Annotated in this window: 24 protein-coding genes and 1 pseudogene; 9 read left to right on the plus strand and 16 right to left on the minus strand. The window is 75.2% G+C overall.

Annotated elements, in window-relative coordinates; genetic code table 11:
* Positions 1 to 64: 64 nt before the first annotated feature.
* Positions 65 to 220 carry a hypothetical protein gene (locus ACR9E3_RS26640; protein ID WP_274199477.1) on the plus strand — a complete coding sequence of 52 codons (156 nt, stop codon included), beginning with the start codon at positions 65 to 67 and terminating at the stop codon, positions 218 to 220.
* 61 nt (positions 221 to 281) lie between these two features.
* Here ACR9E3_RS26640 and ACR9E3_RS26645 read toward each other — a convergent pair whose 3' ends face one another.
* From ACR9E3_RS26645 to ACR9E3_RS26655, 3 genes are read right to left on the minus strand one after another with little or no spacing between them, the layout of a single operon-like run.
* The gene (locus tag ACR9E3_RS26645) at positions 282 to 1370 is read right to left on the minus strand and encodes a nitronate monooxygenase (protein WP_460383781.1); all 1089 of its coding nucleotides are present in this window, start codon (positions 1368 to 1370) and stop codon (positions 282 to 284) included.
* A 24-nt stretch (positions 1371 to 1394) separates the two neighbouring features.
* Positions 1395 to 1901, minus strand: a complete 507-nt coding sequence (locus tag ACR9E3_RS26650) for a 2'-5' RNA ligase family protein (protein ID WP_460383783.1) — start codon at positions 1899 to 1901, stop codon at positions 1395 to 1397.
* Positions 1898 to 2767 (minus strand): pseudouridine synthase, encoded by an 870-nt coding sequence (locus ACR9E3_RS26655; RefSeq protein WP_460383936.1) that lies wholly within the window; start codon positions 2765 to 2767, stop codon positions 1898 to 1900. The genes ACR9E3_RS26650 and ACR9E3_RS26655 overlap by 4 nt, the downstream gene beginning before the upstream one ends.
* A 173-nt stretch (positions 2768 to 2940) precedes the next feature.
* Here ACR9E3_RS26655 and ACR9E3_RS26660 point away from each other — a divergent pair, with 173 nt between their 5' ends.
* Entirely contained in the window at positions 2941 to 3984 is a 1044-nt protein-coding gene (locus ACR9E3_RS26660; protein WP_460383785.1) for a methyltransferase, read from the plus strand.
* On the opposite strand, the gene ACR9E3_RS26665 is transcribed toward ACR9E3_RS26660, so the two are convergent.
* From ACR9E3_RS26665 to ACR9E3_RS26695, 7 genes are all read right to left on the minus strand, one after another.
* Positions 3981 to 4742 (minus strand): DUF5995 family protein, encoded by a 762-nt coding sequence (locus ACR9E3_RS26665; RefSeq protein WP_460383787.1) that lies wholly within the window; start codon positions 4740 to 4742, stop codon positions 3981 to 3983. The genes ACR9E3_RS26660 and ACR9E3_RS26665 overlap by 4 nt on opposite strands.
* Entirely contained in the window at positions 4739 to 7951 is a 3213-nt protein-coding gene (locus ACR9E3_RS26670; RefSeq protein ID WP_460383789.1) for a helix-turn-helix transcriptional regulator, read from the minus strand. The genes ACR9E3_RS26665 and ACR9E3_RS26670 overlap by 4 nt, the downstream gene beginning before the upstream one ends.
* A 269-nt stretch (positions 7952 to 8220) precedes the next feature.
* The gene (locus ACR9E3_RS26675) at positions 8221 to 9375 is read right to left on the minus strand and encodes a cobalamin-independent methionine synthase II family protein (protein ID WP_460383791.1); all 1155 of its coding nucleotides are present in this window, start codon (positions 9373 to 9375) and stop codon (positions 8221 to 8223) included.
* 66 nt (positions 9376 to 9441) lie between these two features.
* Positions 9442 to 10260, minus strand: a complete 819-nt coding sequence (locus tag ACR9E3_RS26680) for an IclR family transcriptional regulator (protein ID WP_460383793.1) — start codon at positions 10258 to 10260, stop codon at positions 9442 to 9444.
* A gap of 4 nt (positions 10261 to 10264) precedes the next feature.
* Positions 10265 to 11350 (minus strand): histidine phosphatase family protein, encoded by a 1086-nt coding sequence (locus ACR9E3_RS26685; protein ID WP_460383794.1) that lies wholly within the window; start codon positions 11348 to 11350, stop codon positions 10265 to 10267.
* On the minus strand, positions 11347 to 12285 hold the full coding sequence (locus ACR9E3_RS26690) for a catechol 2,3-dioxygenase (RefSeq protein WP_460383795.1): 939 nt from the start codon (positions 12283 to 12285) through the stop codon (positions 11347 to 11349). Before ACR9E3_RS26690 ends, ACR9E3_RS26685 begins: the two co-directional genes overlap by 4 nt.
* 17 nt (positions 12286 to 12302) lie before the next feature.
* The gene (locus ACR9E3_RS26695; protein WP_460383796.1) at positions 12303 to 13217 is read right to left on the minus strand and encodes a catechol 2,3-dioxygenase; all 915 of its coding nucleotides are present in this window, start codon (positions 13215 to 13217) and stop codon (positions 12303 to 12305) included.
* Positions 13218 to 13357: 140 nt separating this feature from the next.
* Here ACR9E3_RS26695 and ACR9E3_RS26700 point away from each other — a divergent pair, with 140 nt between their 5' ends.
* The 7 genes and pseudogenes from ACR9E3_RS26700 (at position 13358) to ACR9E3_RS26730 (ending at position 18002) form a co-directional block, all read left to right on the plus strand.
* Entirely contained in the window at positions 13358 to 14083 is a 726-nt protein-coding gene (locus tag ACR9E3_RS26700; protein ID WP_460383798.1) for a hypothetical protein, read from the plus strand.
* A complete protein-coding gene (locus tag ACR9E3_RS26705) occupies positions 14080 to 14910 on the plus strand; it encodes an IclR family transcriptional regulator (RefSeq protein ID WP_460383799.1) in 831 nt (276 codons plus the stop codon). Before ACR9E3_RS26700 ends, ACR9E3_RS26705 begins: the two co-directional genes overlap by 4 nt.
* Complete coding sequence (locus ACR9E3_RS26710) at positions 14911 to 15699, plus strand: 2-keto-4-pentenoate hydratase (RefSeq protein WP_285648410.1); 789 nt, start codon at positions 14911 to 14913, stop codon at positions 15697 to 15699.
* Positions 15700 to 15701: 2 nt separating this feature from the next.
* On the plus strand, positions 15702 to 16463 hold the full coding sequence (locus tag ACR9E3_RS26715) for a 2-keto-4-pentenoate hydratase (protein WP_460383800.1): 762 nt from the start codon (positions 15702 to 15704) through the stop codon (positions 16461 to 16463).
* 43 nt (positions 16464 to 16506) lie between these two features.
* Positions 16507 to 16722, plus strand: a pseudogene (locus ACR9E3_RS26720) (2-hydroxymuconate tautomerase); the annotation flags it as partial.
* The gene (locus ACR9E3_RS26725; RefSeq protein ID WP_460383801.1) at positions 16719 to 17060 is read left to right on the plus strand and encodes a Rieske (2Fe-2S) protein; all 342 of its coding nucleotides are present in this window, start codon (positions 16719 to 16721) and stop codon (positions 17058 to 17060) included. The pseudogene ACR9E3_RS26720 and the gene ACR9E3_RS26725, both read left to right, overlap by 4 nt.
* Before the next feature lie 102 nt (positions 17061 to 17162).
* The gene (locus ACR9E3_RS26730) at positions 17163 to 18002 is read left to right on the plus strand and encodes a proprotein convertase P-domain-containing protein (RefSeq protein ID WP_460383802.1); all 840 of its coding nucleotides are present in this window, start codon (positions 17163 to 17165) and stop codon (positions 18000 to 18002) included.
* Positions 18003 to 18023: 21 nt separating this feature from the next.
* Here ACR9E3_RS26730 and ACR9E3_RS26735 read toward each other — a convergent pair whose 3' ends face one another.
* The 6 genes from ACR9E3_RS26735 to ACR9E3_RS26760 all read right to left on the minus strand — a co-directional run bounded on the left by ACR9E3_RS26735 (position 18024) and on the right by ACR9E3_RS26760 (position 24678).
* Positions 18024 to 19325, minus strand: a complete 1302-nt coding sequence (locus tag ACR9E3_RS26735) for an MFS transporter (protein ID WP_460383803.1) — start codon at positions 19323 to 19325, stop codon at positions 18024 to 18026.
* Between the two features lie 155 nt (positions 19326 to 19480).
* A complete protein-coding gene (locus ACR9E3_RS26740; RefSeq protein WP_460383805.1) occupies positions 19481 to 20944 on the minus strand; it encodes an MmgE/PrpD family protein in 1464 nt (487 codons plus the stop codon).
* Positions 20941 to 21789, minus strand: a complete 849-nt coding sequence (locus tag ACR9E3_RS26745) for a cyclase family protein (protein ID WP_460383806.1) — start codon at positions 21787 to 21789, stop codon at positions 20941 to 20943. The genes ACR9E3_RS26740 and ACR9E3_RS26745 overlap by 4 nt, the downstream gene beginning before the upstream one ends.
* Positions 21786 to 22664, minus strand: a complete 879-nt coding sequence (locus ACR9E3_RS26750; protein ID WP_460383807.1) for an HpcH/HpaI aldolase/citrate lyase family protein — start codon at positions 22662 to 22664, stop codon at positions 21786 to 21788. Before ACR9E3_RS26750 ends, ACR9E3_RS26745 begins: the two co-directional genes overlap by 4 nt.
* On the minus strand, positions 22661 to 23872 hold the full coding sequence (locus ACR9E3_RS26755; protein WP_460383808.1) for a CaiB/BaiF CoA transferase family protein: 1212 nt from the start codon (positions 23870 to 23872) through the stop codon (positions 22661 to 22663). Before ACR9E3_RS26755 ends, ACR9E3_RS26750 begins: the two co-directional genes overlap by 4 nt.
* Positions 23869 to 24678 carry an IclR family transcriptional regulator gene (locus ACR9E3_RS26760; protein ID WP_460383810.1) on the minus strand — a complete coding sequence of 270 codons (810 nt, stop codon included), beginning with the start codon at positions 24676 to 24678 and terminating at the stop codon, positions 23869 to 23871. Before ACR9E3_RS26760 ends, ACR9E3_RS26755 begins: the two co-directional genes overlap by 4 nt.
* Positions 24679 to 24729: the final 51 nt, after the last annotated feature.

Raw genomic sequence — 24729 nt, forward strand, 5'->3', positions numbered from 1 at the left:
GCCAGGTGCTCGGGTATCTGGCAGCCCACCGGCCCCAACGGGCAATGTTGACCAAGGAGTAGCAGTGATCATTCTCGGAGTCATCCTGATCATCATCGGGGCCATCACCGGCATCTCGATCCTGTACACGATCGGCGCGATCCTCGCGGTCGTCGGTCTCGTGCTCACGATCCTGGGTGCCGTCGGCCGCGGTGTGGGTGGCCGCAAGACCTACTTCTGAGCGACCGGTCTCGCCCGACGGCCCGTCACCCGCGTGGTGGCGGGCCGTCGGTGTGTCCGGGTCAGGCCGCGCGGCGCTCCCGATCGAGGCGGGCGACGATCTCGCCGGCCGGATCCTCGGTCACCGCCCGCCACCCGGTGCCCGCCCAGAGGTGGACGGCCTCCGGGTCGCCGGCCGCCGCGGCCGCCGCCCGCACGGGCCGGGTGAGGTGGTGCAGCTCCGGGTACGCGGCGGGCGCGTCGGCGGCGTGCTCGTCGGTGAAGCGGTTCGCCAGACCCCGGGCCGGTCGCCCGGTGAACGCGCGCGTGACGACGGTGTCCCGCGCGTCCGCGGCGAGCAGCGCCGCGCGGTGGGTCGCCGAGGTACCCGCCTCCGGGCAACAGAGGAACGCGGTGCCGAGGCCGGCGGCGACGGCTCCGGCCGCCAGCGCGCCGGCGACACCGGCCCCGTCGGTGATCCCTCCCGACGCCACCAGCGGCAGGTCGGTCGCCGCGCGGACGGCGGGCAGCAGCGTCGCGAGCGGCTCGGCGCCCGCCTCCGGGTCACGGGTCGAGCTCCTCTGCGCTCCGTCTCCCGGGTCGTCGCCGCCGGTGTCGACGTGCACCCCGCGGTGACCGCCGGCGTCGCGGCCCTGCACCCACAGCGCGTCGAGGCCCAGCGCGGCCGCGGCGCGCGCCTCGGCCACCGAGGTCACCGTGGCCACGAGCGCCGCGCCCGTCGCGCGCAGCGCCGCGAGCCGGGCCGCGGACGGGAGCGCGAACGTCACCGACACGACCGCGGGACGGTGCCGCGCGAGCACCGCGATCTTGTCGTCGACCGCGTCGTCGTCGGCGCGGGGCTCGCCGAGCGCGACGCCGTACCGCGCGGCCTCGCCCTGCAGGCTCGCGGCGTAGGTCGCGATCGCCGCGGCCCGGGCCGCCGGGTCCGGATCGGGGTCGGCCGGGAGGAAGAGGTTGACGCCGTACGGGCGCGGGCTCAGCCCTCCGAGCTCGGTGAGCTGACCGTCGAGCGCCTCCGCGCCGAGGTAGCCGCCCGCGAGGAACCCCATCCCACCCGCCGCGGCGACGGCGGCCACCAGCGCGGGCGTCGACGGGCCGCCCGCCATCGGGGCGGCGACCACGGGCACGTCGAGCGGGGGGAGCTCCGGCACGGTCGACCAGCCTGCCCGAGCGGGTCAGGCGCCGCCGAACGGGAACTCGCCCGCGCCCTCCCACGGCCCGCCCCGGTAGTGCCACAGCCCGAGACCGGTGATCGTCGCCGTCCACGGCACGTGCTCGGCGGTCAGCTCGGCGAGGGTCGTGCGCGCGGTCGCCGCGTCGACCTTGTTCTGCACGGTGACGTGCGGGCGCAGCCGCTGACGGTCCTGGCGGGTGAGATCGCCGGCGAACCGGTCGGCGACGCGCTCGTGCACCGCCGCCAGCCCGGGCGCGTCGACGGGGTGCGCCACGCCGCGCCCCAGCGACACGGGCGCGCCGATCACCGCCGGGATCGGCGCCCGGTCGGTGACCTCGGCGAGCACGTCGGCCACCGCGTCGAACCGGGCGCCGGGCAGGGCGTGGAAGAGCGTGAGGTGTGCGCCGACGACGCGTCGACCGGCCGGGAACCAGCGCCGCCTGCGGTCGTCGAGCTCGTCCTGGGAGGCGGCGTCGAGGAGCGCGGTGACGATCAGCGGATCGGTCACGGTCCCGCGGCCCAGCCGTCCGGGTCGTCCCAGGCCTGCAGCGTGCGCCGGCTCGTGAACCGCCGCTCGGCGCCGGTGCGCGGGTCCGGGAAGGCGAGCTCGCGGGCCAGGAGCTGCAGCGGCGCACGGAAGTCGTCGAGCGGGACGTCGCGCACGGTCGGGTAGAACGGGTCGCCGAGCAGCGGCAGCCCGAGCGAGGCCATGTGCACCCGCAGCTGGTGGGTGCGCCCGGTGTGCGGGGTCAGGCGGTAGCGCGCGCGGGCGCCGCGCACGTCGACCAGCTCGACGAGCGTCTCCGCGTTCGGCTCGCCCGGTGTCTCGTACGCGGTGACGACGCCGCGCTCCTTGACGATCCGGCTGCGCACCACCCGCGGCAGCTCCACCGACGGGTCGTACGGGGCGACGGCCTCGTAGACCTTGGCGACGCGCCGGTCGCGGAACAGGTTCTGGTAGGTCCCGCGCCGGTCGCGGTCGGCGACGAACAGCACGAGACCCGCCGTGACGCGGTCGAGCCGGTGGGCCGGGCTCAGGTCGGGGAGCCCGAGCTCGTGGCGCAGCCGCACCAGGGCGGTCTCGCGGACGTGGCGCCCGCGCGGGATCGTCGCGAGGAAGTGCGGCTTGTCCACCACGACGATCTCGTCGTCGCGGTGCACGACGTCGACCGCGAACGGCACGGGCGCCTCGTCGGGCAGGTCGCGGTGGAACCACACCACCGCCCGCGGGACGAACGGGGCGTCCGGCCCCAGCGGGCCGTCGTCGGACACGATGCGCCCCTCGGCGAGCATCGCGTCGACCCGCGCCGAGGGCACCGGCAGCCGGTCCACGAGGTGGTCGCGCAGCGTCGACCAGGGCCCGTCGTCGGGCATCCGCACCCGTGCCGGGTCGAGCCCGTCCCGCGGCGGCAGCGGCGGAGGACGACGGGACACCTCCGCGAGCCTACGGACGTGCCGAGCGGGGGAACGGCGCGCTCCGTGCGGACGAATTCGGGCCGCGCCCGGCGCCGCATCCGCCACAGTCGGTCTCCGGAGGGGGGACCACGATGACCAGCACCGACACCGACGCCGGCACCGCCGCCGCCGACCCCGCCGAGCGGGACCGGCTCCTGGAGCTGCTGACGGCGTACTGGCGCACCCAGATCGTCGGCCTCACCGCCGAGCTGGGTCTGCCCGACGAGCTCGCCGACGGCCCGCGCGGTGTCGCCGAGCTGGCCGCGCGCACCGGCACCGACGCCGGGCAGCTCGGGCGTCTGCTGCGGGCCCTCGACGGGTTCGGTCTCGTGGCGGGCCTCGACGACGGCCGCTACGCGACCACGCCCGCGGGTCGCTGGCTCGAGCGGGACCGGCCGGGCGGCATCCACGCCCGCGCGCTGCTCGTGCGCCGGCTCTGGTACCCGTCGTGGGACGGCCTGCTCGCGTCGCTGCGCGACGGGCGCAGCGGGTTCGAGCACCGCTTCGGCGCCCCGCTGTTCGAGCACCTCGCCGCGCACCCCGACACGAACGCGCTCTTCGACGCCACGATGTCGGGATCGACGGCCGTCGCCGCGGACGAGGTCGCGGCGGTCTACGACACCACGTGGGCCCGCACGCTGGTGGACCTCGGCGGCGGCACCGGCGCGCTGCTGAGCGGCCTGCTCCGGCGCAACCCGGCTGCCCGGGGCGTGCTGGTCGAGACCGGCCCGGTCGCCGAGCGGGCCCGGGCCACGCTGGCGGCCGGCGGCCTCGACGGGCGCTGCGAGGTGCGGGCCGGGGACTTCTTCGTCGACGTGCCGGGCGGCGCGGACCTCTACCTGCTCTCGTGGATCGTCCACGACTGGGACGACGAACCGGCCGGGCGGCTGCTCGCGCGCTGCCGCGAGGCGATGGGACCGCAGGCCCGCCTGCTCGTGCTCGAGGTCGTGCTGCCCGAACGCCCGGAACCCACCACGGCCGGGCTCTACGACCTGCACATGATGGCCGTCGTGGGCGGGCGGGAGCGCACCGAGGCCGAGTACGACCGGCTCTTCGCCGCCGCCGGCCTGGAGCGGGTCGCCACGATCCCGACGACCGGGCTGCGCGCCGTCCTCGAGGTCCGGGTGGCCGGCTAGATCAGTGCTCTCGCGAAACCGGTCGCGACGCGGTCCAGCGTCCGCGTGGGGACGTCGCGGTAGCCGGGCGTCGTGTGGTGGCGCCACATGCGCTCGGCGAACGTCCAGGCGAGGTCGCGGGTGCCGACGACGAGCAGGTCGCCGAGCACGTTGCCGGCCTTGTCGAAGAGCGACCCGTCGCCGCCGACGTCGGACCACGGGGCGTCGAACTTCCCGCACAGCGAGTCCATGTTCCGCTCGAAGATCGTGTTGATCGCCCGGTAGTCGTCGTACTGCTCGTCGGTGGTGCCCAGCGGGGCGTCGGGGTGGCGCTCCCAGACGTCGAGCAGGGCGAAGGCGAGGTCGAAGTTGACGTGGGCGTTCACGCCGGTGGCGGCGAAGCGCCACGGCTCGATGCCGTCCTCCTGGCGACGGTCGAACAGCAGCTGCCAGCACCCCGGGACGGTCGCGCCCGGGGTGCCGTGGGCGAGCATCGCGTCCAGGTAGCGCTGGGCGAAGGCGATGTCGAGCTCGATGATGAAGTCGCCGCACCGGAACAGCGACCGGTTCTCGTACGACGCGAGGACGTCCTCGGTGATCTGCTGGTACAGGCGCGAGAAGCAGGCGACGCCGTCGTCCTCACCCCGCGGCTGCAGCGTCGCCGCCACCGTCGAGATCTTCTTGAGCCGGTCCACGACGGACGGGACGTCCGTGAGCGCCGGCCGGGCGAGACCGGTCAGCGACCCGAGGTTGCCGGCGAGGGTGTGGTCGTCGTTCATCGCGGGCCTCTCTCGGCGCTGGTGGGGCGGGCGCGGACGCGCTGCAGGAGCGCCGCGGCCTGGGTGCGCGAGCGGGTGCCGGTCTTCGCGAGCACGCGGGAGACGTGCACGGCGACGGTGCGCTCGCTGATGTAGAGCCGGTGGGCGATCTCGCGGTTGGACAGCCCGTCGGCGAGCACGGCGAGCACCTCGTGCTCCCGCGACGTCAGCGCCGCGAGCTCGGGGGCGCGCCGGGTCGCGGCGCCGGCGTCCGCCGCGGCGGCCGGGCGGTCCGCGGTGGTGACGACGGCGTCGCCGGCGTGCGCGACGTCGAGGCGGGCCCTCCGGGCGAGGGCGTCGATCTCGGCGAGGAACGGCCCGGCGCCCATCGCGTGGGCGGTCTCGGCGGCGGCGCGCAGGGCCCGGGCGGCCTCCCCGCGCCGCGCGCCGGTGGCGAGCAGGGCCTCCGCCCGTCGCAGCAGGGCGTAGGCCGCCGGGTAGGGGTTGAGCTGGGCGCTCCACATCTCGGCCACCTGCCCCCAGGCGGCCGGGTCGCTCGCCCCGGCGGCGCGGCCCGCCTCGGCACGGCACATCCGCACGTAGGCCAGGACGGTGCGCCGCAGCGCCGGCACCGTGTGCGGGACCCGGCGCTCGAGGTGCACGACGTGGCGCGCGAGCCGGTCGAGCGTCGCGCGGTCGGTGGTCATCCCGCGCCCGGCGGCCTCGGCCTCCGCGCGCAGCCCGTGCCAGACCAGCGGCGCGATGAGGAAGACGTCGTCGGGCGTGTGCTCGGCGACGTCGAGGCCGCGGGCGACGAGCCCGCGTGCGAGGTCCGGGCGCCCCCGCCACATCTCGACCCCGGAGCGCAGCGTGAGCAGCGGGACCCGGTAGCGCGAGGCGACCGTGACGCGCCGGGGTGCGCGGTCGTCGGGGTCGTCGGGCTCGGGGTCCTCCTCGCCCGTGCCGTCGAGGGCGAGCAGGTCCACGGCGCGCAGGTCCTCGTCGGCCTCGACGAACTCGCCGCGCCCGACCTGGAGCCGGCAGCGGGCCAGCCGCACCTCGAGCGCGTCGGCGCCGGTGGGGGAGAGCGCCCACGCCTCGTCGACGGCGTCGGAGGCCTCGGCCCAGCGTCCGAGCCGGAACAGGCCGTTGGCCGCGGTGGCGAGCAGCCGCACCCCCGCCGAGCGCGACAGCCCGAGGTCGCGCATCCGTGCCACGCCCTGGCGCGCGATCTCGACGCCCTCGTGGATCTCGGCGAGCGGGCCGGAGAGCAGGTCCGCCCAGGCCTGGTAGGCGCGCCCGACCGCCGCGGCGTCCCCGGTGCGTTCGGCGATCATGAGGCCGTCGGCGACCGACGCGAGCCCGGCGTCGGGGTTCTCGAGATAGGCCTGGGCGAAGCCGAGCGTCGCGAGCATCGGCGCCTGCTCGGCCTGCTCGCCGCCCGCGCGCGAGACCGCGAGCGCCCGCTCGGCCTCCTGCTGCGCCCCGCGCACGTCCCCGGTGATCAGCAGGGCCTCGGCGTGGGCGGCGTGCACCGCGGCCAGGGCGGGGTCGTCCCCGACGCGCCGCCCGGCCCGGCCCGCGTCGTGCAGCACGGCGACGGCGTCGCCGGTGCGCCCGGCGTCGAGCAGTGAGCGCCCGAGCCGCACCACCGCGGGCAGCTCGCCGACGCCGGCGGACGCCGGGTCCGGGACGATCCGGCGCAGCAGGTCGACGGCCGCGTCGTACTCGCCGGCGAGCTGCGCGGTGTCCGCCGCCCGGTTCAGGAGCGTGCCCGACTCCGGGTCGCCCGGGGGCAGCGCCCGCACCCGGCGCCCGGGCAGCAGCTTGTCCGACGGCGGGGCGGTGCGGGCCGCCGCGAGCTCGAGGGCGGCCATCCACTGGCGGTGGGCGGTGCCGAACTCGTGCATCCGCTCGGCGAGGGTCGCGGCGTGCACCACGGCCGGCAGCGCGCGCTCCGGGTCGTCGGCGCGGGCCCAGTGGTGGGCCCGGCGCAGGGCGACGGCGGGGTCGGTGTCGTCGGCCACGGCTCCCACCGCTCCCGCCGCTCCCGCCGCCTCCAGGGCGTCGCGTGCCGCCGCCGGGTCCATGACGGCGTCCAGGGCGAGGGCGTAGCGGCGGTGCAGGCGCCGGCGCTCGCCGGGCATGAGGTCGGCGGCGACGACGTCGCGCATCAGGCCGTGGCGCAGGGCGTAGCCCTCGACGTCCGGGTCGACCACCACCACGGCCGCGTCGGCGGCCTCGCGCAGGGCCTCGACCAGCTCGGACTCCTCGGCGCCCACGACCGCGGCGAGCAGGCCGTGGGCCACGGGCTCCTCGCCCAGCGCGATCGCCTGCACCGCCGCCCGCGCCGCCCGTCCCAGCCCCGCGACGCGGCCGAGCACGACGCCGCGCAGCCCGGGGGACAGGCCGTCGTCGGCGCCCTCGGAGACGGCGGCCAGGGTCTCGGCGACGATGAAGGCGTTGCCTGCCGAGCGGTGCCAGACGAGCCCGGCGAGCGCGTCGTCGCCGCCGGCGTCGCGCACGATCCCGGTCACCGCGTGGTGGGGCAGCGGCGCCAGCTCGACCGTGCGCACGGCCCGGTCGCGGGCGAGCTCGGGCAGCATCCGCCGCAGCGGGTGGGCCGCGTCGAGAGCGTCGGAGCGGGCGGTGGCGACGACGAGGATCCGCTCGTCGACCAGGTGCGCCACGAGGGAGACCAGCAGCTCGCGGGTGGTGCGGTCGGCCCAGTGCAGGTCGTCGACGACGACGAGGACCGGCGCCGCGGCGGCGACCGCGTGCAGGACGCGGCGCACCAGCTCGAGCAGGTGCCCGGTCGACGGCGGCACCGCGGCCGGACCGGGGTCGAGCAACGGGGCGAGCTCGTCGCGCCACGGCTCCAGGGCGGCGCGCGCGGCGAGCGTGGGCGCCGGGGCGTCGTCGGGGGCGCGCAGCACGCGGCGCAGGCCCGTCGCCACCGGCCACAGCGGGAGCTGCTCGCCGACGTCCACGGCGGCCCCGGACACGACGACCCCGCCGTCGGCCTCCACACGCTCGGCGAGACTCCGCACGAGACGCGTCTTGCCCGCGCCCGCGTCACCGGTGACGACGACGGTGAGGGCGCCCGACGTCCGCGCCCGGTCCCAGCACCGGGCCAGGGCCGCGGCGTCGCCCGCCCGCCAGGGTGCCGGGGCCGAGGGGGCCACGGCGACGTCCGCCCCGCCGCCTCCCGTCGCCTCCTGACCTGGCACGACGAGGACGCTAAGCCGCCCCCGCGGCTCCGTCCAGCGGCGTACGCACGCGGTCGGCCGGGCTAGTCATTTCTGCTGATGCCCCGCGTCCCGTCGTCGGCCAGGCTTCTGACCGAGGGCGGGAGGACGGTCGTCGGGGGACCGGGAGGGGGTCGCTCCGAGTCCTCGCCCGCTCCGGTCCTGCGGCCGGGCGCGCGACGGGAGGGGGAGGCGGAACGGCACGGCGCCCGGGGGGACGCACCGCCGCCTGCCTCCCCCTTCCCGTTCGCTCAGAACAGGCGCGAGGTCGCGATCTCCGCACCCCGCGACAGCGCGCGGAACTTCTCCCACACCACCGTCGGGTGCACCTCCGGCGCGTAGCTCGCCCGCGAGGAGAACCCGCAGTCGGCGCCGGCGATGACGTTCTCCCGCCCGACGCACGAGGCGTACCAGCCGATCATGTCGGCGATCAGCTCGGGGTGCTCCACGTAGTTCTGCGCGTGGCCCAGCAGGCCCGGGACGAGCACGGCGCCGTCGGGTAGCGGCAGGTCCTGCCAGACCTTCCACTCGTGCATGTGACGGGGGTTGGCGACCTCGAACGAGTACGCCCCGGCGTGGATCCCGAGCATGTAGGGCGCGACCTCGCCCATCCCGATGTCGTGGATCCGCGGGCCGTGGTTGAGGCCGTAGCAGGTGTGCAGGCGGATCCTCTCGGTCGGGATGCCCCGCAGGCTGTGGTTGACGATCTCGGCGTGCTCGCGCGCGGTGCGGTCGCGCTCGCCGGGCTCGAGGGTCGGGTCGGAGAGGATCTCGATCAGCCAGGGGTCGTCGACCTGCAGCAGGAACCCGGCGTCGACGATGGCGAGGTACTCCTCGCGCAGCGCCTCCCCGACGGCCTCGTAGTACTCGCGGTCGGTGGCGTAGTACTCGTTGCGCCCGAAGCCGCGCGGTGACGTCGAGGGCATGAACGCCTCGACGACGCCCGAGACGCCGGCGAGGGCCTTGTGCAGGTTGGCGAGGTCGGTCTGGAGCTCGTCCTGACCGGTGTAGGAGACGGGCCCGACGCACGCGATGCTCTGCATCGGCGCGACCGTCTTCGTGTACTTGCCGAGGTAGCCGTCGTAGTACTCCGGGAACGCGTCGATCTCGACCTGCCACGACGGCGGGAGCAGCCGCTCGCCGGAGTCGGGGGAGAAGCCGTCGAGCCGGCGCTGGACGTAGGTCGCGAAGCTGACCTTGCCCATCTCGCCGTCGGTGACGACGTCGAGGCCGACCTCGCGCTGGCGGGCGACGACGTCGGCCACGGCCTCGGTCACCTGGCGGGCGAACAGGTCGGCGTCGTACGGCCGTCCGTGCTCCTTCTCCCGCATCGTGTCGAGCAGGGCCTCGGGTCGGGCGAGGCTGCCGACGTGGGTCGTCAGGACGCGGTCGGTGCTGCGCTGCATGACCACGACGCTAGGAGCGGCCCGGCGGGGCCGTACGCGTCGCGTTCCGGTCCGGCGAACACGGGCTCAGCTGCGGGCGCGCTCCAGGTCGGCCGAGACGCGGGCGGCGGCGCGGCGGACGCCCTGGACGACGGCGGGCTTGCGCGGCCCCAGGATGCGCGAGGTCGGGGCGACCACCGAGAGCGCGGCGACCGGGTGGGGCCGGCCGCCGCGGGTGAGCGTGATCGGCGCCGCGATCGACGACCAGCCGGGCTCGAACTCCTCGCGCGACGTGGCGTAGCCCTGCTCGCGGGTGGTGGCGAGGATCTGCCGGTAGCGCATCGGGTCGACCACGGTGAACGGCGTGTAGCGCTGCAGGCCCCGCTCCAGGATCGCCGTGATGAGCGCCGGGTCGCCCGCCGCGAGCACCCGCCCCGCACTCGACGAGTGCGCCGGGTTGCGGCGGTGCTCGCTGCGGAAGCGGACGTTCATGCCGGCGGCCTCGGTGCGCTCGACGTAGAGCACGTCGGTGCCGACGACGACGCCGAGCTGGATCGTCTCGCGCAGCAGCTCGCGCAGCTCGCCCATCGCGGGCAGGGCGACGTCGCGCAGCATGAGCCGGTCGACGGCGAGCTGCCCGTACTCGAAGAGCCGCAGGCCCAGGCGGTAGCGGCCGGACCCGGTGCGCTCGAGCAGCCCGCCGGTGGACAGCGCGGCGAGCATCCGGCAGGCGGTGCTCTTGGCGATGCCCAGCCGGGCGGCGACGCGGGTCGCGCCGAGCTCGGCCTCGTCGGCGAAGCAGTCGAGCACGGCGACGGCCGTCGAGACCGACCGCAGCGGGGAGTCGTCCTCGCTGCCCGCGGCCGGCGCGTCCAGGTCCAGGGGCGGCAGTGACAACACGGTCATGCGATCAGGCCTCCCCGGTGTCTTCCCAGTGTGGGAACTCGTCGGGCGGCGGCACGTTCACCTCGGTGACCCGGTTGCGGTAGGAGACGAACGCGGTGCGCCCGCCCTCGCGCATCTTGATCCGGATCTCCTCGGTGTTGAGCGGCTCGCCCGGGTCGTAGCCGTGGGCCCAGGTGGCGAAGGCCCGCATCGGCCCGGAGTGCGTCGCGGCGAGGATGCGGCGGTGGCGCAGCGTGCCGTCGGGCTGCTCGTCCTCGGTCATGAGCCGGTGGAACCCGCGCCAGAAGCGGCGCACGCACATCGCCGGCGGCTCGAAGTACATCATCGGGATCGTCAGCCACTCCTGGATCGGGTCCGCCCCGCCCAGCTGCGTGCGGTAGAAGCGGTCGATCTCGACGAGCCAGCGCGGGCGGTCGCCGACGGCGAGGCGCTCGAGGGTCTCGTTGGTGGCCTGGTACTGGCGGAACGCCGAGGTGACGTCGCGCAGCCCGTCCGGCGTCCACACCCCGAAGTTGCGCAGCTCCGGGATCGGCTCCTTCTCGGTGATCTCGGCGTCGATGCCCCACATCGCGAGGCCGTCGGTGACCCCGTTGTAGAGCTGGTCGGCGGTCTGGCGCGCGCGGTTGGTGTCGGCGCAGACCAGGCGGACCCGGTCGCCGTGGTCGAAGCGGCGCGCGAGCTCGTGGCCGCGCCGGTGGGCCTGCCAGCCGCCCATCGGCGTCAGGCCGGCGTCGGTGGAGTAGCCCTGCGTGATGCCGTGCCGGATGATCGAGATCTCGCAGACGATCTTCTCCGAGCTGCGGCGCTCGACCGGCGCGGCGACCTCCTTGCCGCGGCTGGCCTCGGCCAGGGCCGGCGTGAAGGTCTTCCCCTCGTAGGAGACGGTCCCCGTCTCGACCGGCGACGCCCCGCGCTCGCGGAAGCGGCGCAGGTAGAGCGGGGTGTCGTCGGGTTCGGGCGGCGCCGCGGGGGCCGTGGTGGCCTCCGGTGCCCTGTCCGCACCGCGGCGCGAGCGGTAGCGCGACAGGTAGTCCGGGGCCTCGTACCGGTCGACGCGGCGGGCGTCGGGGCGGTCCTCCACGCCCGTCACGAGTGCACCGTGAAGAAGCGCTCGTTGACCTGGCGGTGGTAGTAGAAGATGGCGCGCCCCATCTCCTCCTCGGTCCAGGTGATCGGCTCGAAGTCCGGGTCGACCCAGTAGCCGCCGGTGAAGAGCTCGTTGCGGTTGCCGGCCGGGTCGAAGAAGTACGTCGTGTACCCGCGGGTGACGCCGTGGCGCGTGGGGGCCACGTCGATCGTCACGCCGTGGTAGGCGAGCGCGTCGGCGGCCTCGCGGATGCCGTTCCAGTCGTCCATCCAGAACGCGAAGTGGTGCAGCGCCCCGTTCGGGCCCGTGATCACGGCGATGTCGTGCGGGGTGTGGGAGTGCTCGAGGAACGTCGCGAGCTGGTGCCCGTCGTTGGCGAGGATCTGCTCGGTGAGCCGGAACTCGAGCATCTCGGTGAAGAACGCCGTGAACGCCTCGACGTCCTCGGCCATGACGAAGAGGTGGTCCAGGCGCGGCGGCGCGATCCCGATGAGGTCCTGCGGCCGCGGCGGCGGGTTGGTCTTCGGCAGCATGTTGCCGATGCGCTCGGTGCCGTGGGTGAGCTCGACGAGGTGGCCCGACGGGGCCTCGAAGCGGATCGCCTCGCCCCACCCGGGGCCCAGCTCGCGCAGCGCGAAGCGCTTCACGGGGACGCCGGCGGACTCGAGCTTCGCGGTGAAGTGGTCGAGGTCGGAGCTCTCGTTGAGCTTGAACGACATGTGGTCGAGGCCGTAGGTGGGGGCCTCGCGCAGGATCACCGAGTGGTGCTCGCGCTCGTCCCAGCACTTGAGGAAGACCCGCGGGGCGCCGTCGCGCTCGTCGCGGGCGGTCTCCACGAGGCCCAGGACCTCGGTGTAGTAGGCGGTCGCGAGCTCCAGGTCGGGGACCCGGACCTCGACGTGCTGCAACCGGATGATCCGGTCGGAGGTGGTGGCCACTGTGCTGTTCTCCCGGCTCAGGTGTGCATCCGCAGGAACCGCTGGCTGATGACGTTCTCGTAGTAGAAGAGGCCCTTGCCGAAGTTGTCCTCGGTCCAGGTGAGGATCTCGGTGTCGGGGTCGACCCAGTAGCCGCCGGTGAAGACCTCGTTGCGGATGCCGAGCGGGTCGAAGAAGTAGATGGTGTTGCCGCGGGTGACGCCGTGGCGCGTCGGGCCCTGGTCGATCTGCACGCCGTTGTAGGCGAGCGTGTCGGCCGCCTTGCGGATGTGGTCCCAGTCGTCGAGCCAGTACGCCCAGTGGTGCAGGGCGCCGTTCGGGCCGTTGACGATGGCGATGTCGTGCGGGGAGCGGGTGTTGCCCGCGAGCCACACGCCGAGCTGGTGGCCGTTGCCGTCGAGCACCTGCTCGGTGAGGCGCATCCCGAGCACGTCGATGAAGAACGCCGCGGACTCGGCGACCTCCTCGGCGTTGACCAGCATGTGGTCCATGCGCGGCGGGGCGATGCCGGCGAGGTCGGGCGGGGGGACCGGCGACGGGTTGTGCTTGCCCAGCATGTTGCCGGTCTTCTCGATGTCCCAGACCAGCTCCATGATCTGGCCCGACGGGATCTCGAACCGGATCGACTCGCCCTGGCCGATCGCACCCCCGCGGCTCACGCGCGTCGTGGGGCAGCCGTAGGCCTCGACCTTCTTCTCGAAGTCGTGGAGGTCGTCCTCCTCCTCGACCCGGAAGGTGAAGGAGTCCATCCCGGTGCGCGGGTTGTAGCGCATCCGCAGGGAGTGGTGGTCCTCCTCGTCCCAGCACTTGAGGTAGACCGCGTCGTCGGTGCGCTGCACCTGCCGAAGGCCCATGACCTCCGTGTAGTACGCCGTCGAGAGGTCCAGGTCGGGAGTGCGGACGTCGATGTGGGCCAGGCGGAGGATTCCCATGCGAGATGCCCTTCCGGGGGCGGGCCGGCTTCCTTGACGTCGCGACGCTAACCGCCCTAGCGTTCCGCAAGGAAGACAGCGCGTTCCGGTTTCCGGAACGCCCGCTCTTGACGGACACAGCCTTGACGGAGGAGGCCGGGGTGCCGGACCCGATGGCGATGCGCACGGCCGTCGCCGGCTACGTCGAGGGCATCCACCGTGCCTACCTCACGCAGGCCGCGACGTTCCCGCCGGCGATCCAGGGGCGCCTGCCGCTGCTGGCGGGCGGCCGGCTGACGGTCGCGGCGGTCGGCGCGCGCAACCTGCACATCCTCGCCACCACCGAGGGACTCGGGCCGACGCGCGGCCAGGAGGTCGAGCTGCCGGGCGAGATCGAGGGCCTCGCGTGGGTCGTGCGCTTCTACGACCCCGTGGTGGTGCCCGCGCTCGGGCTGATCGACGAGTCCGAGGGACCCGCGTCGGAGAAGGTGCGCGGCGCGCTGGGGATCTCGACGGTCGTCTACCACGTCGTCACCCAGCCCGGCTCCGGGCTCTCGCCGCACCACGCGGGCCACGTCGGCTCGGGCCTGGCGAGCGCGCACTCCGCCGCCGCCCGCGACTTCGAGCGCCTGCGCGATCGGGCCCGTGGCCGCGAGGCGCTGGTCGACGAGATGGAGGGCGCCGCCGTCGCCGGGCTGGCCCGCGCCCAGATCCTGCTGGCCCGCGCCATCCGCCCGTACGACGCCGCCGTCGTCGAGGCCGTCGACGCCGCGATGGCGCCCGGCGCGACGCCCGACCCGGACGCGGTGCGCAAGGTCCTGTTGAACGCCTTCACCGGGACACGGAGCGAAGCGGAGCTGGACCCGTCGGGTCGGGAGCCGGCGTGACCGACGCGCCGCTGCAGACGGTCACCAACGCCGCCCGGCTGCTCAAGGCGTTCCTGACGCGCGAGGAGTCCCTGGGCGTCTCCGAGCTCGCCCGGCGCCTCGGTCTCGGCAAGAGCGCCGTGCACCGGCTGCTCGCCACGCTCGCCGCCGAGGGGTTCGTCGAGCAGGATCCCCGCACGGGCGGCTACCGCCTCGGGCTCGTCGTCTTCGAGCTCGGCGAGGCCGTGCGCGTGCACATGGACCTGCACGCCGCGGCCGGCTCCGTCCTCGCCCACCTGCGGGAGGAGACCGGCGAGTCCGCGCAGGTCGGGATGCTCGACGGCCACGACGTCGTCTACGTCGACCGTCTCGAGTCGAGCCACGCGCTGCGGCTGTTCACCGAGACCGGCCGACGCGTGCCGGTGCACTGCACCAGCTCGGGCAAGGTCCTGCTGGCCTTCGCGCCCGAGCACGTCCGGGAGCGCTACCTCGCCACGGCCGCCCTGGCGCGGCACACGCCGCACACGCTGGCCGACGCCGACGAGCTGCGCCGGGCCCTGGTCGCCGTCCGCGCCCGCGGCTGGGCCGACGCCGTCGACGAGCGCGAGATCGGCGTCGCGTCGCTGGCGGCCCCGATCCGCGACGCGCGCGGCACCGTCGTCGCGGCCATCGGGATCGGCGCGCCGGTGAGCCGGTTCCGCGCCATGCCCCGCAAGCGCCTGGCCCGCACGGTCGTCGAGGCGGGCGAGGCCGTCTCCCGCCGGCTCGGGTGGTCCGAAGAAGCAACATCCGACAGCGCCGGCTCCGCCGCGCTCCGCGTCGCCCCGTTACTCGAGAAGGAGAGCTGAGTGGCCGTCACCGACGCCGCCGCGAAGGCCCGCGCGCTGTACGAGGCGCGCCGCACCCGCGTGCCGATCGCGCCGTTCACCGACAGCGAGCCGGGCCTCGACATGGCCGACGGCTACGCCATCCAGCAGGAGCTGGTGCCCCTGCTGCTCGCCGACGGCGACCGCGTCGTCGGGCACAAGGTCGGCGTGACGTCGGCGGCGATGCAGAAGATGATCGGGATCGACACCCCCGACTACGGCCCGGTGCTCTCCTCGACGGTCTACCGCGACGGCGACGCGATCCCGCTCGACCGCTTCATCCAGCCCAAGGTCGAGGCCGAGATCGTCTTCGTCCTCGGGCAGCGGCTGCAGGGGCCGGGGATCGGGCCGACCGACGTGGCGCCCGCCGTGGCCGGCGTGGCCGCGGCGATGGAGATCGTCGACTCCCGCATCGCCGACTGGCGCATCAAGCTCGCCGACACCGTCGCCGACCTCGCCTCCAACGGCGCGGTCGCGGTGTCGTCGCACCTCGTGCCGCTGACCGGCCTCGACACCCGGCTGATCGGGATGACGTTCACCCGCAACGGCGAGCTCGTCGACACCGGCGCCGGCGCGGCCGCCCTCGGCGACCCGCTGGCCGTCGTGGCGTGGCTGGCGAACGTGCTCGGCGAGGCCGGGGTCGCCCTCGAGCCCGGCCACATGATCATGACCGGCGCGCTGCACGCCGCCGTGCCGCTGGCCGCGGGCGACGTGTTCCGCGCCGAGTTCGACCGGCTCGGGCCGGTGACGATCCGGGTGAAGGAGTCCTAGGGATGGCCGACGTACAGGAGCTGGCCGACCGGCTGACCAAGGCCGTCACCGAGCGCACCGCGATCGACCCGCTCACCGACGACGTCCGTGACCTCGACCTCGAGACCGGCTACGCCGTCCAGCGCGTCCTGCGCGACCGGGCGGGCTCGCGGGTGGGCTGGAAGCTCGGCGTGACCTCGCGGGCCAAGCAGGCCCAGGTCGGCGTGTCCGACCCGGTGTGCGGGTTCCTGCCGGGCACCGGGGCACTGGACCTGGGGGAGCCGCTGCGGACCGGCGAGCTGATCCAGCCCCGCGCCGAGCCGGAGATCGTGTTCCAGATGGGGCGCGACCTCGCGGGCGAGCACGTCACGGCCGTCGACGTGCTCGGCGCGACGTCCGGGCTGGCGGTCGGCATCGAGATCCTCGACTCCCGCTTCCGCGACTACCGGTTCACGATGGCCGACGTCGTCGCCGACAACACCTCGGCCGCGCGCTTCGTCGTCGGCACGCCGGTCCCGGCCGCCGGGATCGACGTGCGCCTGGTGGGCGTGCTGCTGGAGAAGAACGGCGAGCTGGTGGCCACGGCCTCGGGCGCCGCGTCGCTCGGGCACCCCGCCGCGGCCGTCGCCTGGCTGGTGCGCCGCCTCGCCGCCTCCGGCGAGGGCCTGGTGGCCGGCGACGTGATCCTCTCCGGCGGCCTCACCGCCGCCACCCCCGTCGCCCCCGGCGACGTCGTCACCGTGACCATCGACCGCCTCGGGACGGTGGAGCTCGCCTGTACGTGAGCGAACTTCGGGGCTATGGCACCACAGTTCGCTCACATGGACGGAAGGCAACGACATGCCGCTCGTGCAGATCACCCTCGCCCGGGGCCGGACCCCGGAGCAGCTCGCCGCGCTCGGGGAGGAGGTCACCGCCGCGGTGACGAAGGCCGTCGGCGCGCCGGCGGGGAACGTGCGCGTCGTCGTCACCGAGTGCGAACCCGAGCACTGGTTCGTGGGCGGGGAGTCGCTGGCGTCGTTGCGGGAGTCCGGCAGGCGATGAGCCTCGTGCGCGTCGAGGGGCCGGGCGTCGTCACGAGCGACGACGGCCGGCGCTTCGTCGTGCTCGCCGTGCCCGACGGGCTGCGGGTCGTCGACGCCGTCTGCCCCCACAACCGCGGGCCCCTCGACCAGGGCTGGGTCCGCGAGGGACACACCCTCGTGTGCCCGTGGCACTGGTACCGGTTCGACCTCGACACGGGGGAGTGCGCCACCTCCCCGCAGCACGTCCTCGGGGTCCACCCGGTCCGCGAGATCGACGGCGCGACCTACGCCGACGTCGGCGACCCGCCGCGTCCGATGTCGTGGTCGGAGCGGCTGCGGGCGCACGCCCGGGAGTGACCCGTCCGGTTCGTCCGGTCCTCCGTGGATGCGCGGAATCCACCCGAACCGATCTTGTGAGGGGAAGCCTCGCGGTCCCGTGCGAGAGGTATGTTCCCGCCCGTGTCCTCCCCCTTCGGCGGTTCCGGCTCGGGTGACCCGAACCGCCACGAGTCGTTCGGGTCCCAGCCCACGCAGTACGGGCCGCAGGCCGATCCCTCGGCGGGCGGGTACAACCCCTACGGCCAGCAGCAGGGCTCCGGGCCGCAGCCGTACTACGGGGACCCCTCGCAGCAGGGGTACGGCCAGCAGCAGGGGTACGGCACCCAGCCCTACGCGAACCCGTACGGCCAGCAGCAGCCCTACGGCGGCACCCAGCCCTACGCGAACCCCTACGCCCAGCCGGGCTACGGGCAGCCCTACGGGCAGCAGCCGTACGGGGCGCCCTACGGCCAGCCGGGATACGGCTACGGCCAGCAGCCGCCGAAGAAGAACAAGGCGCTGCCCTGGATCCTCGGCGGGGTCGGCCTGCTCCTCGTCATCGTGGTGGTCGTCGTCCTCATCGTCACCCTCGGCGCGAGCGGCCCGCTGACCGGCGCGTCGGCGCGCTCGCAGCCGATCCCGGACAACAGCCCCGCCGGCGTCACCGACGTCATCAACCTCGACGGCCGGGGCTCGGTCTCGGCCCTCCAGGTCCAGGTGACGATCACGCACCCCTACACCTGCGACCTCGTCGTCACCCTGCGCTCGCCCGCGGGCGCCACCGCGACGCTCGCCGACAGCAACGCCTGCGACCGCGCCCGCCCGGGCCTCGCGCTCAACCTCGACAGCCGCCAGGGCGGCAGCCCGCTCTCGCCGCTGGTCGGGCAGCCGGCGGGGGGACCGTGGACGCTGCAGGTCGTCGACGGCGTCGCCATCGACCGCGGCACCCTCGACAGCTGGAACATCACCGTCGACCGGTAGCGGTCGGCGCGCCGACGTCCGTCAGGCCGGGGTGACCGTCGCGGCGTCGCCCGAGGGGTTCGTGGTCCCGTCGGTGTGCGACGGCTCGCGGGTGCCGAACAGCATCGCCAGGGCGCCGACGAGGGCGAGCACGCTCATCGTGACGAAGCCACTGGTGAACGTCCCCGTGCCCGACACGATGAAGCCCATCGCCAGCGGGGCGACGATCCCGGCGAGGGCGAAGGCGGCGTCGGAGAACCCGGCCGCGGTCGCGGGCTGGGCGGGCTCGGCGTCGATCGAGGCGACCCACCAGATGCCGCCGGTGACGAAGCCGAACCCGACGCCGCAGGAGATCGAGATCAGGGCGACGGTCAGGGTCGGGTCGAGGAACACCGGGATCAGCGAGGCCCCGGAGAGCAGCAGCGCGACGCCCATGATCGTGAACCGGCTGCGGACGCTGCGGGTGCGCCGGTAGACCCGGTCGACGAGGAAGCCGCCGACGAGGGCGCCGACGATCCCGGCCGCCCACGGCGCGATCGCGAAGGCGCCGACCGCCTTGAGGCTCAGCCGGAACGCCGTCGAGAAGTACTGCGGCAGCCAGTACATGAAGCCCCAGAACATGAAGCCCCACGCGAAGTAGCCGACGGCGACGATCCAGAGGTTGCGGTTGGTGAACAGCGAGCGCCAGTCGGTGCGGCGCGGCGCGGAGCCCTGCTCGGCCGCGTCCTGGCCGGCGGCGATGAGCGCGCGCTCCGCGTCGTTGACGCGGCGCGAGTCGTCGGGGGTGGCGGCCAGCAGCCCGGCCGCGACGACGGCCCACAGCACCCCGAGCCCGCACATCGTCCAGAACATCCCGCGCCAGCCCACCGCGCCGATGAGCTGGGTGAGGAGGGGGCCGGCGATGAGCAGGCTGCCCGAGACGGCCACCCCGCCGATCAGGGCGAGGGCGAAGCCGCGCTCGGCCCGCGGCAGCCAGCGGCTGGCGGTCCGGCTCGCCGCCGGGAAGGCCGGTGCCTCGGCCGCGCCGAGCACGATGCGGATGAGCAGCAGCCCGACGAACCCGCCCGCGAGCGGGGTCAGCGCGGTGCACAGCGAGAACAGCAGGATCGCGGTCAGCAGGATCCGCCGCGTCCCGAACCGGTCGACGAGCGGCCCCGAGAGGAACGCGAAGACCATGTACCCGATCGCGAAGACGCTGGAGACGACCCCGTACTGCGCGGTCGTGATCCCGAACTCCTGCTGCAGCGGCGTGACCGCGTAGGAGATCGCGCTCCGGTCGATGTAGTTGATGACGATGAGCGCGACGATCAGCGCGATCGTGGTCCATCGGAAACGGGTCGGCATGGTGGTCACCTGTCGCTGAGTCACCGTTCCGTCCAGAGGAACGGCGGGACGACTGTTGTGGTCTCGCAGCATGGCGAGTCCGTGATGATCGGGTCAAGGGAGCCGGTCACCGGCTCCACAGCGAATTCGGCGATCGTTCCGCTGAAAGGAACGACTCAGCGGCGGAGCAGGACGCGCAGCCGGTCGGCGAGCTCGGCGGGCCGGCGGCCGTCCCGGAGCTCCCGGACCGCGCCCGCCAGGGCGTCGAGCCCGGCGCCGTCCCCGATCCCCGGGGAGCGGGCGGCGTTGCCGGCGAACTTCGTCGCGTGCTCGGTGTCCGACAGCGGCCGCCCGGGACCGCCGCGGTTCTCCCGCACGCGCTCGGTCACGGTCTCTCCGGAGCGCAGGTGGGCGGTGAGGACGGCCGGGAAGCGGCGCGGGAAGGCGGCGGTCGCCTCCTCGTCGGCCACGACCTCGACGCGGGCGGCGAGGGCGAGGCGGCCCGGGTCGGCCGCGGCCTCGTCGGTGAAGTCGGCGTGGAACACGCCGAGCCCGGAGGGGTCCCGACCGCCCGTCAGGGCGGCCGCGACGGTGTAGGGCCCGCTGAACGCCGCGTGGTAGCCCGACCGCGGGTGGATCTTCTGCTCCCGCGGCTCCGCGATCGTGCGCAGGACCGGGGCCGGGGCACCGAGGACCAGCCGCTCGACGTCGTCGGGACGGATCCCCTGCTCCCGCAGGGCGAGCGCCGCGTCGATGCCGGCGTGGGTGAAGTGGTTGCAGGGATACGGCTTGACGAAGATCCCGGGTGTCTCCCAGTGCTCGCCGAGGCCCTCGGTGACCGCCTCGATGCGCACCCGGTCGCCGCAGAAGGCCCGCAGGAACCCGAAACCGCCCTCGAGCACCGTCGGGGGACCGGTGAGCCCGTGACGCGCGAGATCGGCGGCGGCCACGCCGGCGTGCGCGGCCCAGCCGCAGTGCACCCGCTTGATCGTGCCGCCGGTCCGGTTGGCCTCGATGATGCCGCTCCCCATGCTCGCGGCGATCCCGATCGCGGAGGTGAGCTCGTCGGCGCCGAGCCCGCGCAGCATCCCGGCCGCGAGGGCGGCGCCGACCGCGCCGCAGATCGCGGTGGCGTGCTGGCCCCACTCGAAGAACACCGACGTGCGCGCGGCCTCGTCGTACCCGGCCATCCCGAGGCGGCAGGTCAGCTCGACCCCGACCGTGGCCGCGTCGAGGAACGCCGGCCCGCTCGCGCCGGTCGCCTCGGCCACCGCGAACGCGGCCGGGAGCACCGCCGCCGACGGGTGCAGCACCGAGGGCAGGTGGGTGTCGTCGAAGTCCAGGCTGTGCGCCAGCGTGCCGTTGACCAGCGCGGCCGAGGGCGGCGGCAGGCGCTCGCCGGTGGCGAACGAGGTCGCCGCCCCCGCCCCGCCCCACTCGTCGACGACCGCGGAGACGATCCGCCCCGGCTCCTCGGCGCGGGCGGCCAGGCTGTTGCCGAGCAGGTCGACGGTCCGCGCGGCCATGTCGTCGCGCAGTGCGGCGGGCAGGCCCTCGGCGACGACGCGGACCGCGAGGTCGGCGACCGCCTGGGCCGGGGTGCGGCCCGTCCCCGACGGTGCGGCGGACGTCGCGGTCACGCGAGCACCGCCACGGGGCGCACCGGCGACCCGGTGCCGCCGACGATCCGCAGCGGCGCCATGACGAAGAGGAACTCGCCGAGCCCCGCGGCCGAGGCGTCCTCCAGGGCCAGGTGCTCGACGATGTGGACGCCGTGCTCGACGAGCAGGATCCGGTGCACCGGCAGGACCCGGTGCCCGGCGCCCGGGGGGATGCGCTCGTACGCCGTGGTGTCCGCGCCGGTCGCGACCACGCCGCGCTCGGCGAGCCACCGCGCGCCGTCCTCGGTCACCCCCGGCACGCCGTCGGCCTGACCGAGATAGGTCGGGGCGTCGTCGAAGTGGCGTGCCCAGCCGGTGCGCACGAGCGCGACGTCGCCGGGACCCGGCTCGGTGCCGACGCGCGCCGCGGCCGCCGCGAGGTCGTCGGCGGTGACGCCCTCCCCGGGATCGAGGACCCCCACGCCGCGCGTCGCGGCCACGTCGAGCAGCACCCCGCGGGTGACCATCGGTGGGATGTTCTCGGCGCCGTGCTCGGCGTGCACCCCGCCCGCCTGCGCCTCGAGCGCGTCGACGCCGCCGTGCAGGCACCCGTCGTGGCTGACGTGGGCGAGCGCGTCGACGTGGGTGCCGACGTGCCCGCCGGTCACGAGGATCTCGTTCGAGGCGGACCCGCCGTCGGGACGGACCATGTCGCCGTGGCGGCGGATGAGCGTCATCCGGAAGCCCGGGTGGTTCGGCGAGCAGGGCATCCCGGTGAACAGCGGCTGGCCGAGCTCGATGGTGCGCAGGCCGCCGGCGACGGCGTCGAGCAGCGCGCGGGTGCCGGGCGTCGTCGCGGCCGGCTCGGTGGTCGAGGTGCTCACGGCATCTCCCTGTCCTGGGCGGGGTCACGGTCGGGAGCCGCGGGTGCGGCCCGGTCGAGGACCGTCCGGGCGGCGGCGGCGACGGCCGGGTCGACGAAGCGGCCGTCGGCGTCGCGGACGGCGGTCTCGCCGCCCGTGGTGTCGAGCGCCGCGAGCAGCGCGCGGGCGCGGGCGAGCTCGTCGGCGGTGCTCGTGAAGGCCGCGTGGACCACGGGGATCTGGCGGGGGTGGATCACCGAACGGCCCCAGAACCCGCGGTCCCGCGCGGCGCGGCAGTCGGCGGCGAGGCCGTCGAGGTCGGGCAGGTCGGTCCACACCGGCGCGAGCGGCGACGGCAGCCCCGCCGCCCGGCCCGCGACGACCACCCGCTGGCGGGCCCACTCCAGCGCGGAGCGGTCGACGACCCGCAGGTCGGCCGCGAGGTCGGTCTCGCCGAGCGACACCGCGGCGACCAGCGGATGGGCCGTGGCGAGGGCGAACGCCCGCTCCACGCCCAGGGCGGACTCCAGGAGCAGGTGCAGGGGGCGCGCCAGCCGGTCGGCGAGACGGGCCACGGCGTCGGGATCGGTCGCCTTGGGGACGCGGACCCCGTCGACGGCCGCGCCCGCGAGCACGGCGGCGTCCGCGGAGCCCCACGGCCCGTCGGGGGCGTTCATCCGCACCCACAGCGGCCGGTCGCGCCCTCGTGCGTCGCCGGCGAGCTCGGCGACGGCCTGTCGGGCGGTGTCCTTCGCGCCGGGTGCGACGGCGTCCTCGAGGTCGACCACCACCGCCTCCGCCGTCCCCGACAGCGCCTTCGCGACGAGGTCGGCGCGGTGCCCGGGGACGTAGAGCCAGCTGCGGGCGACACCCAGGCCGCCCGGCCCGGCGCTCACAGCGCCCCGGCGGCCCGCAGGGCGGCGAGCCGCTCGGCGTCGACGCCGTGGCGGGCGAGGACCTCGGCGGTGTGGGCGCCCAGGGGCGGTCCGGCGGTCCGGACCCGGCCGGGCGTGGCGGAGAGCCGGAACGGGACGTTCTGGAAGCGCACCGGCCCGAGCTCGTCGTCGTCGACGGTCACCACGCTCTCCAGCGCGGTGTACTGCGGGTCGGCGAGCACGTCGGCCGCGGTGTAGATCGGCGCCACGGCGGCCTCGGCCTTCTCGAACGCGGCGACGACCTCGTCGCGGTCCCGCTCGGCGATCCAGGCGCCGACCGCGGCGTCGAGCTCGTCGGCGTGCTGCGCGCGGGTCGACCCGGCGGCGAACCAGGGCTCGTCGAGGTAGTCGGGGCGCCCGACCAGCCGCATCACCCGTTCCGCGATGGACTGCGCGCTGGTCGAGACGGCGACCCAGCGCCCGTCGGCGCACCGGTAGGTGTTGCGCGGCGCGTTGTTCGAGGAGCGGTTGCCGTGCCGGGGCTGCAGCTCGCCGAGCTGGTCGTAGGCCACGAGCTGCGGGCCGAGCACGGTGAGCAGCGGCTCGATGATCGCCATGTCGACGACCTGGCCCCGCCCGGTGCTCTCGCGCGCCCGCAGTGCGGTCATGACCGCGAACGCCGTCGTCAGGGCGGTGACGCCGTCGGCGAGGCCGAACGGCGGCAGGGTCGGCGGGCCGTCGGGCTCGCCTGTGATCGACGCGAACCCGCTCATCGCCTCGGCGAGGGTGCCGAAGCCGGGCCGGTGGGCGTAGGGCCCGGTCTGGCCGAAGCCGGTGACGCGGGCGAGGACGAGCCCGGGGTTGCGCTCCTGGAGCACGTCGGGGCCGAGGCCCCAGCGCTCGAGGGTGCCGGGACGGAAGTTCTCGACGACGACGTCGGCGTCCGCGGCGAGCTCCCGGAAGATCTCCTGCCCCTCGCGGGTGGAGAGCACCAGCGTGATCGACTTCTTGTTGCGGCCCAGCATCTTCCACCACAGCCCGACGCCGTCGCGCTGGGCGCCGTGGGTGCGCGACGGGTCGCCGCGGGGGTGCTCGACCTTGATCACCTCGGCGCCGTGGTCCCCGAGCAGGGTGGCCGCGAGGGGCCCCGCGAACAGGGTGGCGACGTCGAGGACCTTGAGGCCGGCGAGCGCGCCGGCGTCGTGGGCCGTGGGGTCGGGGCTCGTCATCGCGCGGCCCCTTCGGCGACCGGGACGGGGCGGAGGCGGCCCGGGTCGGCGCCGAGACGCCGGGAGATGCGGTCGGCGACGGCGACCACCCGGGGTGCGATGGCCGCGACGAACTCGTCGGTGACGCGGTAGCGGGGCCCGCACACCGAGATGGCGCCGACGACCTCACCGGAGACGCCGAACACCGGGGCGGCGACCGACCCGGCGTCGGCCTGACGCTCGCCCGCCGAGGCCGCGTAGCGCTGCTCCGCGATGCGGTCGAGCTCGGCGCGCAGCACGTCGGGGTCGGTGACCGTGGCCGCCGTGAGCGCGGCGAGGCCGGCGGCGAGGAGCTCCTCGCGCGCCCCGTGGTCGAGGAAGGCGAGCATGCACTTGCCGGAGCTGCCGGCGTGCAGGGGGAAGCGGCGACCGAGCTCGACGGTCATCTTGATCTCGTGGGTGCCGACGACCTGGTCGAGGTAGACACGTCCGCCGGGCACCGTGGTGGAGAGCGTGACGGTCTCGTGGGTCTCGTCGCGCAGCTCGCGGAGCAACGGCAGGGCGGCCACGCGCAGGTCGGACTCGCGCAGGGCCCGGGCGCCGATCGCCGCGGCGGCGGGACCGAGGCGGTACTCGCGGCTCTGCGGGTCGACCGCGACCATCCCGCGCCCGGCGAGCGAGGTGAGGATCCGGTGGACGACGGCCTTGGAGAGCCCGAGCTCGCGGGCGATCCGCGAGACCCCGAGCGTCGAGGGCCCGTCCACGAACAGCAGGAGCACGTCCGCCACGCGGGACGTGCCCTCCGTGCCGCCGCTGGCCTCGGTCACCGTCGACCTCCGTTCCGCGACCACGTCGGGATCGCCGTACCGCTGATCGAA

This window comes from Actinomycetospora sp. C-140, from assembly GCF_054796175.1.